Raw genomic sequence first — 7,847 nt, forward strand, 5'->3', positions numbered from 1 at the left:
CCCGGATCGGTCGGGTCGCTACGGCGCCGTGATCCGCAGCTCGTCGAGGAGCCGGCGGACGCGACGTTCGATCTCGTCCCGGATCGGCCGTACGCCGGCCAGGTCGAGCCCGGCCGGGTCGTCGAGGTCCCAGTTCTCGTAGCGGGTGCCGGGGAAGACCGGGCAGGCGTCCCCGCAGCCCATGGTGACCACCACGTCGGCGGCGCGGACGACCTCGTCGGTCCACGGCTTGGGGAACTCCTCCGAGATGTCGATGCCCCGTTCGGCCATCGCCGCGACGGCGGCCGGACTGACCTGGCTGCCGGGTTCGCTGCCGCCGGACCAGGCCACCGCACGGTCGCCGGCGAGGTGGGTCAGGAACCCGAGGGCCATCTGGGAGCGGCCGGCGTTGTGGGTGCACAGGAAGAGCACCACGGGCCGGCCGTCGAGGTGGTGGCCCTCGACCCGGGCGAGGGCGTGCAGGCGCTGACGGGCGAAGCGTTCGGCGAGCAGCGGCAGGTAGTGGGGAATGGTGCTGCCGGTGGCGAACTGGTCGTAGCTGGCGTGCAGGAACCGTTCGACGGTCTCGGTGCCGTAGCTGCCGTCGAACTCGGCGGCCAGCCGGGCCGCCGCGGTGCGTAGGGCGAGTTGCTGGTCGACGGAGAGGTCGGCTCGTGGGTGAGGGCGGGTGTCGGTCATGACTGGCTCCGGAGTAGGACGGCGGGGGCGAGACGGTCGACGCGGTCGGCGAGGTCGGCGTACGCGGCTTCGAACGCCTCGTCGGTGTCCGCCCGGACCGGGTCGGGGACGGACCAGTGCAGCCGGGGACGCATCGGTGCGGTGAGTTCCTCGTGGGCGTTGTCGCACACGGCGATCACCAGGTCGTTGCCGCGGATGACGTCGCCGACGTGCGCGGTGCCGGTCGGGTCGAGATCCAGCCGGTGGCGGTGGGCGACCGCCACCGCCCGGGGGTGGACCCGGCTCGCCGGCCTGGTGCCGGCCGAGGCGGCGGCACCGTGGGTACGCCGTCGCCACAGGGCGGCGGCGAGCTGAGAACGGGCCGAGTTGTGCGTGCACACGAAGACGACCCGGTCCACCCCGGGCAGCGGCGGCGCGGCGAGCGCGGCCATCACCTCCGGCCGCAGTCGCAGGTACGTGCGCCGCCGGTCGCCCTCGGAACGGGCCTTGACGACGAGGCCCGCCGCGGTGAGCACCTTCACGTGGTGGGCGACCAGGTTGGTCGGCAGGTCGAGGGTCTGGGCGATCTCGCCGGGCGAGGCGTCGCCGACGGTGAGCGCGTCCACGATCGCGAGCCGTGAGGCGTCGCCGAGCGCGGCGTGGATCCGGGCCCGCCCGACCAGTGAAATAAGCTCAGCATCCATTGAGTCAATGTTCGTTGATATTCCCGGCGGATGTCAAGCGGGGGTGCGTGGTCCACCCGTGCGGGCGGATCAGCAGCAGGTGGTCAGGTACGACCGGAGTTCGGCGAGGGCGGCGAGCGTCCCCTCGCGGTCGGCCCGGTACCAGACCGTCTTGCCGTCGCGGCGTGCGGTGACCACCGCGCCCCGGCGCAGCAGCGTCAACTGCTGCGACGCCGTGGCCTGGCTGATGCCGGCGCGCTCGGCGACCTCGCCCACCGACAGCTCGGCGCCCCGGGCGAACAGCATCATGATCCGCTGCCGGGTGGGGCTGGCCAGGGCCTTGAGGAACTCCTGCGTGCGGGGGTCCAGTCCGGCGGGCGCGTCACCGCTGGTGGGGTCCGCCGGCTCTCCGGTCAGCGCCTGACTCATGGTCACACCTTCTCTCCCGGACATCATATTGTCATTTAACGAAATGACGATATGATCTCGGGGTGACTACGCGAACCGAATCCGTGGTGGTGGTCGGCGGCGGCCAGTCCGGCCTCGCCGCCGCCCGGGCCGCCCGCCTCGCCGGCCTGCGCCCGATCGTCCTGCACGCCGCAGCGGAGCCGGTCGGCTCCTGGCCGGACTACTACGACAGCCTCACCCTCTTCTCGCCGGCGCGCCACAGCGCGCTGCCCGGGATGGCGTTCGACGGCGACCCCGACCGGCACCCGCGCCGGGACGAGGTCGTGGCGTACCTGCGCCGCTACGCCGAGGCTCTCGACGTCGACATCCGCACCGGGGTCCGGGTCCGCTCGGTGCACCCGCGTCCCGACGGGGGATACCTGGTCCGCACCGAGGCGGGGGACGAGATCGCCGCGGCGGGGGTGGTCGCCGCCAGCGGATCCTTCGGCAACCCGTACCTGCCGCGCCTGCCGGGGCAGGACGTCTACGCCGGGGACCTGCGACACGTCGCCGGCTACCGCCGGCCCGACCGGTACGCCGGTCGGCGGGTGGTGGTCGTCGGCGCCGGGAACTCCGCCGTCCAGGTCGCCCACGAGCTCGCGGCGTACGCGCGGGTCACCCTCGCCACCCGAGGGCCCGTACGGTTCTTGCCGCAACGCATCCGTGGCCGGGACCTGCACCACTGGCTGGACGTCACCGGCCTGGACCGGCTGCCCGCCGCCGTCCTGCGCCGCGTCGTCCGTCACCCGGCGGTGATCGACAGCGGCGTCCACCGGGCCGCCCTGGCCTCCGGGCTGATCACCCGCCGGGAGATGTTCACCGCGTTCACCCCCGACGGCGTCGTCTGGAGCGACGGGGCCGTCGAGCCGGTCGACGCGGTCCTCTTCGCCACCGGCTACCGCCCGGACGTCGGGTACCTCGACTCCCTCGGCATCCTCCAGCGGGGTGTGCCCCGGCAGGTGGGCGGGGTCTGCACCGGCCGTCCGGGAATCGTCCACCTCGGGTTGGAGTTCCAGCGGTCCTTCGCCTCCAACACGTTGCGCGGCGTCAGCCGGGACGCGGAGCACGTGATCGCCGCGCTCGCCGGGCACGTGTCCCGCCGGCCCCGACGGTGGACGGGCGCGCCGGTGCGGCAGGACGCGCGTTGAGCGGCCCGTTCGCCGCGCGCGACGTGGCGGGCCCGGGGCTACGACCCGGTGGCGGGTTCGACGGTGAGCAGTGCCGCCAGTTGGCGCAGGATGCCGGGGCGGGCCCGGTAGTAGACCCAGGTGCCGCGCCGCTCGGCGTCCACCAGGCCCGCCTCGCGCAGCGTCCGCAGGTGGTGGGAGATCGTCGGCCCGGTCAGGTCGAAGGCGGGGGTGAGGTCGCAGACGCACGCCTCGCCGTCCTCGGCCGAGGCGATCATCGACATCAGTCGCAGCCGCACCGGGTCGCCGAGCGCCTTGAACGCGGGAGCGAGGACCGCGGCGGTCTCGGCCGGCACCCGACGCTGCGCCAGCGGTGGGCAGCAGGGCGCGTCCCCGTTCAGGTCGGCGACGGTGGGCGGCGTTGCTTGTTTCGGCATGGGTCTAGGTTGACATCTGTCTAATCAACGTGCAACTCTCTGATTCGACGCTCGTCGAGACAGGTGGCCGCAGGTGGGGTCCGGTCGGGTCGGGTGGTGATGGCCGGGTAGGCTCGATCGTTAATCGGCGATCGACGATGATGAGGTGGGAGATGGGTGACCTGCTCGACCGGGACACCGCCCGGACGTACGCGTCCTGGTTCCGTGCCCTGGCCGACCCGACCCGGGTGCAGATCGTGGAGTACCTGGCCCGGCACGCCCGACCGATGAGCGTGGGGGAGATCGTCTCGGCGGTCGGGCTCGCCCAGTCCACCGTCTCCCAGCACCTCAAGATCCTGACCGAGGTGCGGTTCGTGCTGGTCGAACCGGTCGGCACGGCCCGCCACTACCGCGTCAACGACGCCTGCGTCGGCTGCTTCCCCTCCGCCGCCGACGTCGTCATGGGGCGACCCGCCCCCGCACCGAACGGAGTCTGCTGATGGCCGACGTCACCGTCCGCCCGATGACGGCCGCGGACGCCGAGCGGGTCCTGGCGATCTACCAGGCCGGGCTCGACGGGGGCGACGCGAGCTTCGAGACGGTCGCGCCCACCTGGGCGGCGTTCGACGCGGGCCGGCACGCCGCGCACCGTTTCGTCGCCGTCGACGCCGACGACACCGTGCTCGGCTGGGTCGCCGTCTCGCCCACCTCGGCCCGCCCGGTGTACGCCGGAGTGGTCGAGCACTCCGTCTACGTCGACCCCGCCGCGCGCGGGCGGGGGTTGGCCACGCTGCTGCTGGACGCCCTGATCGCCGCCACCGAGGCGGCCGGGATCTGGACCGTCCAGTCCGGGATCTTCCCGGAGAACGAGGCGAGCCTCGCCCTGCACCGACGGGCCGGCTTCCGGGTCATCGGCACCCGGGAACGGGTCGGCCGGCACCACGGTCGCTGGCGCGACGTGGTGCTGCTGGAGCGGCGCAGTCCCGTCGTGCACTGACCGGCCCCGGTCGGCACGGTCGGGCCCCGTCCGCCCTTTTGATTAGACAGTTTTCGAGACAGAGGAGTTGTCCCATGAGTGTCCTGGACGAGCTGCCCGTCGTGGTGATCGGCGCCGGACCGGTCGGCCTCGCCGCCGCGGCGCACCTGCACGAGCGTGGCCTGCCCTTCACCGTCCTGGAGTCCGGTACCGGCGCCGGCGCGGCGGTACGGCAGTGGGGGCACGTGCGGGTGTTCTCCCCGTGGCGCTACGACGTCGACCCCGCCGCCCGCCGGCTGCTCGACGCGTCCGGCTGGGTCGCCCCCGACCCCGACGCCCTGCCCACCGGGGCCGAACTCGCCGCCCACTACCTCCAGCCGCTCGCCGAGCTGCCGGCGATCAGGCCGCACGTACGCTTCGGCGCCCGGGTACGGGCGATCAGCCGGCTCGGTCTGGACCGGCTGCGCACCGCCGGCCGGGAGGGCACGCCGTTCCTGGTCCGTCTCGCCGACGGCGAGGAGCTGCTCGCCCGCGCGGTGATCGACGCCTCGGGCACCTGGGGCACCCCGAACGTGCTCGGCGCGTCCGGCCTGCCCGCCCGGGGCGAGCAGGACGCCGGAGCGTTCCTGGAGCACGCCCTGCCCGACGTGCTCGGCGCGGACCGGGACCGGTTCGCCGGCCGGCACACCCTGGTCGTCGGCGCCGGCCACTCCGCCGCCAACACACTGCTGTCCCTGGCCGAGCTGGCGGCCGCCGTGCCGGGCACCGAGGTGACCTGGGCGATCCGGTCGGCCAGCCCGACCCGGACCTACGGCGGCGGCGACGCCGACGCCCTGCCCGCCCGGGGCGCGCTCGGCGTCCGGCTGCGCGAGCACGTCGACGCGGGCCGGATCCGGCTGCTGACCGGCTTCTCGGTGCACGCCCTGACGCCGACCGGCGGCCGGGTCGCGGTGGTGGTGCGCCACGCCGACGGGACCGAGGAGTCGGTGCCGGTGGACCGGGTCGTCGCGGCGACCGGCTTCCGGCCGGACCACTCCGTCGCCGCCGAGCTGCGGCTGGACCTGGACCCGGTGCTGGGCGCCACCCGCGCGCTCGCCCCGCTGATCGACCCGAACGAGCACTCCTGCGGCACGGTGCCCCCGCACGGTGTCGACGAGCTGTCGCACCCCGAGGTCGGCTACTACGCCGTCGGCATGAAGAGCTACGGCCGCGCCCCCACCTTCCTCATGGCCACCGGCTACGAGCAGGTCCGCTCGGTCGTCGCCGCCCTCGCCGGCGACTGGGACGCCGCCCGCGACGTCCAGCTCGAACTCCCCGAGACCGGGGTGTGCAACAGCGACCCCGCCGACTCCGCCACCGGGGAGAGCTGCTGCGGTCCCGCCCCCGCCGCGGCTCCGGCCGCGCGCGGTCTCGCCACCGGCGTCGCCGGTGGCCTGCTCTCCGCGCCGCTGGGCCTGCTCACGCTCGACGCGGCCCCCTCCGGCGCCCAGGCCGGCTGCTGCGGCAGCTGATGCGCGCGACCATCCCGGTGCCCGCCGACCCCACGGTCGACGGGCACCGGGCCCGCGCCTGGCGGCTGGTCGCCGCCCTCGCGATCACCCAGACCGTCGGCTACGGCACCCTCTACTACGCCTTCCCGGTCCTGCTGCGTCCGATGGCGACCACCCTCGGCGCGTCCGCCACCACCGTCACCGGCGCGCTCACCGTCTCCGTCCTCGGCGGAGCGCTCATGGCGGTCCCCGTCGGACGGTGGCTCGACCGCCACGGTGGCCGCGCCCTGATGACCGCCGGCTCCGTCGCCGCGACCGCGCTCCTGCTCGCCTGGTCCCAGGTGCGGACCGTCGGGCAGCTCTACGCCGTGCTGGTCGCCATCGGGGTCACCGGTGCGATGGTGCTCTACGAGCCGGCCTTCGCCGTCGTCGTCTCCTGGTTCGGTCCGGACCGGCGCTCCACCGCCCTGCTCGTGGTGACCCTCGTGGCGGGGTTCGCCAGCACCATCTTCATGCCCCTCACCGGCCTGCTGGAGGCGCACCTGGGGTGGCGCGGCGCGCTGCTGGTCCTGGCCGCCGTGCACGGGGCGGTCACCGTGCCGCTGCACGCCTGCACGGTGCGGCGCCCGCGCTCCGGCGGCCCGTCCGGCCGGCCGGGACCCACCGACGACGCCGACCGCCGGGCCCTGGTCGCCACCGCGACGCGGGACGCGAGGTTCCGGATCCTGGCCGTCTCCCTCACCGCGCACGGGGTGGCGACCAGCATCATGACGGTCCACCTCGTGGGGTATCTCGTCTCCCGCGGCCACCCGCCCACCGTCGCCGCCACCACCGCCGGGTTGCTCGGGGTCCTCTCCGTCACCGGCCGGCTCGTGCTGGCCGGTGCCCACCGCCGGATGCCCGTCGCGACCGTCGTGGCCGTCGTCTTCAGCATCCAGGCGGTCGCGGTCGCCGCCATGCCGCTGCTGGCCGGCAGTCGGGCCGGTGCCGTGGTCAGCGTCGTCGGTTTCGGACTGGGCTTCGGCGTGGCCAGCCTCGCCACGCCCGCGCTGCTCGCCGAGCGGTACGGCGCCACGGCCTACGCCAGCATCGCCGGCCGGCTGGCCGCGTCGGTGACGGTCGCCAAGGCGGTGGCCCCGGTCGCCGCGGCCGCCGTGCTGGGCGGAGCGGGCGGGTACCCGCTCCTGCTGGCGGTCGTCGCGGTGTGCTGCGCGGTCGCCGCCGCCGGCATGCCGGCCCGCGCCGGGTCCCCGCCGCCGGCCCGGCCCGGCCCGTCCGGCTGAGCGTCGGCGGCGTACGCGGGTGTGATCGGAAACGGCCCTCGGCCGCCCCTGGCCCGGTGCGCGGTGCTGCCGGCCACCGATCGTGGCGCCGCCCGCTGCGCCGCCGGTGGGCGGGGCCGTTTGCGTCGGCCGGCGGCGGGTAACCGCGCACGGATTCCCGATCCGACGCCGGGTGGGGACCGGGTCGGAATCCCGACCGGGTCCGGGATCGGGGCCGGGGTCGGACGTGCGACAGGTCGGTGGCAGGCAGGAGGCCGCGGTGCGCTTTCCCCTCTTCGTCGACGCCGTGGCCCGCCGGGCGGAACTGCGACCGGAGCAGGCGGCCGCGATCTCCCGCGCGGTGCTGCGCACGGTGGCCGAGCGGGTCCGGGCCGGCGAGGCCGACGACCTGGCCGCGCAGCTCCCGGACGACCTGAGCGCCTACCTCACCGGGCCGGCGGAGGCCGGCGGGGCGGGGCGGCCCGACGCGTTCGGTCCGTTGGAGTTCCTGCGCCGGGTGGCCGAGCGGGCCGGCGTCGAGCCGGCCACCGCACAGGTCGGCGTCCGGGCCGTCTTCGCCACGCTGAGGGAGGCGGTGACCGTCGGGGAGTTCCAGGACCTCGTCGCCCAGTTGCCGGAAAGTTTCACCCGAGGCATCGACCCGTCGCCACCTCGGCCGTACGATGGGTGACGCCCGGAGCGCCGCACAGTCCTCCTGAGCAGCCGTCAAGGCGCCGGACGGGGCGGAAAAACGCTGGCCTGCGGGGCCTCCCACCGTAAATTTACTTG

10 protein-coding genes are annotated in these 7,847 nt (G+C 74.9%); 6 read left to right on the forward strand and 4 right to left on the reverse strand.

The window, feature by feature from the left end:
- Positions 1 to 18: 18 nt before the first annotated feature.
- From ACPFP2_RS16070 to ACPFP2_RS16080, 3 genes are all read right to left on the reverse strand, one after another.
- Positions 19 to 678, reverse strand: a complete 660-nt coding sequence (locus ACPFP2_RS16070; protein ID WP_424089972.1) for an arsenate reductase ArsC — start codon at positions 676 to 678, stop codon at positions 19 to 21.
- The gene (locus ACPFP2_RS16075; protein WP_424089973.1) at positions 675 to 1,361 is read right to left on the reverse strand and encodes a helix-turn-helix domain-containing protein; all 687 of its coding nucleotides are present in this window, start codon (positions 1,359 to 1,361) and stop codon (positions 675 to 677) included. Before ACPFP2_RS16075 ends, ACPFP2_RS16070 begins: the two co-directional genes overlap by 4 nt.
- Positions 1,362 to 1,430: 69 nt before the next feature.
- Positions 1,431 to 1,769 (reverse strand): ArsR/SmtB family transcription factor, encoded by a 339-nt coding sequence (locus ACPFP2_RS16080; RefSeq protein WP_088978620.1) that lies wholly within the window; start codon positions 1,767 to 1,769, stop codon positions 1,431 to 1,433.
- 62 nt (positions 1,770 to 1,831) lie between these two features.
- Between ACPFP2_RS16080 and ACPFP2_RS16085 the strand changes: the two genes are divergently transcribed.
- Entirely contained in the window at positions 1,832 to 2,935 is a 1,104-nt protein-coding gene (locus ACPFP2_RS16085; protein WP_424089974.1) for a flavin-containing monooxygenase, read from the forward strand.
- A 38-nt stretch (positions 2,936 to 2,973) separates the two neighbouring features.
- Here ACPFP2_RS16085 and ACPFP2_RS16090 read toward each other — a convergent pair whose 3' ends face one another.
- A complete protein-coding gene (locus ACPFP2_RS16090; RefSeq protein WP_424089975.1) occupies positions 2,974 to 3,351 on the reverse strand; it encodes an ArsR/SmtB family transcription factor in 378 nt (125 codons plus the stop codon).
- A gap of 152 nt (positions 3,352 to 3,503) precedes the next feature.
- Between ACPFP2_RS16090 and ACPFP2_RS16095 the strand changes: the two genes are divergently transcribed.
- From ACPFP2_RS16095 to ACPFP2_RS16115, 5 genes are all read left to right on the forward strand, one after another.
- Positions 3,504 to 3,830 (forward strand): ArsR/SmtB family transcription factor, encoded by a 327-nt coding sequence (locus ACPFP2_RS16095; protein WP_424089976.1) that lies wholly within the window; start codon positions 3,504 to 3,506, stop codon positions 3,828 to 3,830.
- Entirely contained in the window at positions 3,830 to 4,327 is a 498-nt protein-coding gene (locus tag ACPFP2_RS16100) for an N-acetyltransferase family protein (protein WP_424089977.1), read from the forward strand. The genes ACPFP2_RS16095 and ACPFP2_RS16100 overlap by 1 nt, the downstream gene beginning before the upstream one ends.
- A gap of 74 nt (positions 4,328 to 4,401) precedes the next feature.
- Entirely contained in the window at positions 4,402 to 5,817 is a 1,416-nt protein-coding gene (locus tag ACPFP2_RS16105; RefSeq protein WP_424089978.1) for an FAD-dependent oxidoreductase, read from the forward strand.
- Positions 5,817 to 7,079: an MFS transporter gene (locus tag ACPFP2_RS16110; protein WP_424089979.1), complete on the forward strand. Its 1,263-nt coding sequence runs from the start codon at positions 5,817 to 5,819 to the stop codon at positions 7,077 to 7,079. Before ACPFP2_RS16105 ends, ACPFP2_RS16110 begins: the two co-directional genes overlap by 1 nt.
- A gap of 259 nt (positions 7,080 to 7,338) precedes the next feature.
- Positions 7,339 to 7,749, forward strand: a complete 411-nt coding sequence (locus ACPFP2_RS16115; RefSeq protein ID WP_424089980.1) for a DUF2267 domain-containing protein — start codon at positions 7,339 to 7,341, stop codon at positions 7,747 to 7,749.
- Positions 7,750 to 7,847 lie beyond the last annotated feature (98 nt).

This window comes from Micromonospora citrea, from assembly GCF_049629545.1.
GTDB lineage: Bacteria > Actinomycetota > Actinomycetes > Mycobacteriales > Micromonosporaceae > Micromonospora > Micromonospora citrea_A.

Bases quoted from the DNA above. Each gene is read 5' to 3' on its own strand.
- ACPFP2_RS16070 (WP_424089972.1), bottom strand. From the start codon at position 678: ATGACCGACACCCGCCCTCACCCACGAGCCGACCTCTCCGTCGACCAG.
- ACPFP2_RS16075 (WP_424089973.1), bottom strand. From the start codon at position 1,361: ATGGATGCTGAGCTTATTTCACTGGTCGGGCGGGCCCGGATCCACGCC.
- ACPFP2_RS16080 (WP_088978620.1), bottom strand. From the start codon at position 1,769: ATGAGTCAGGCGCTGACCGGAGAGCCGGCGGACCCCACCAGCGGTGAC.
- ACPFP2_RS16090 (WP_424089975.1), bottom strand. From the start codon at position 3,351: ATGCCGAAACAAGCAACGCCGCCCACCGTCGCCGACCTGAACGGGGAC.
- ACPFP2_RS16095 (WP_424089976.1), top strand. From the start codon at position 3,504: ATGGGTGACCTGCTCGACCGGGACACCGCCCGGACGTACGCGTCCTGG.
- ACPFP2_RS16100 (WP_424089977.1), top strand. From the start codon at position 3,830: ATGGCCGACGTCACCGTCCGCCCGATGACGGCCGCGGACGCCGAGCGG.
- ACPFP2_RS16105 (WP_424089978.1), top strand. From the start codon at position 4,402: ATGAGTGTCCTGGACGAGCTGCCCGTCGTGGTGATCGGCGCCGGACCG.
- ACPFP2_RS16110 (WP_424089979.1), top strand. From the start codon at position 5,817: ATGCGCGCGACCATCCCGGTGCCCGCCGACCCCACGGTCGACGGGCAC.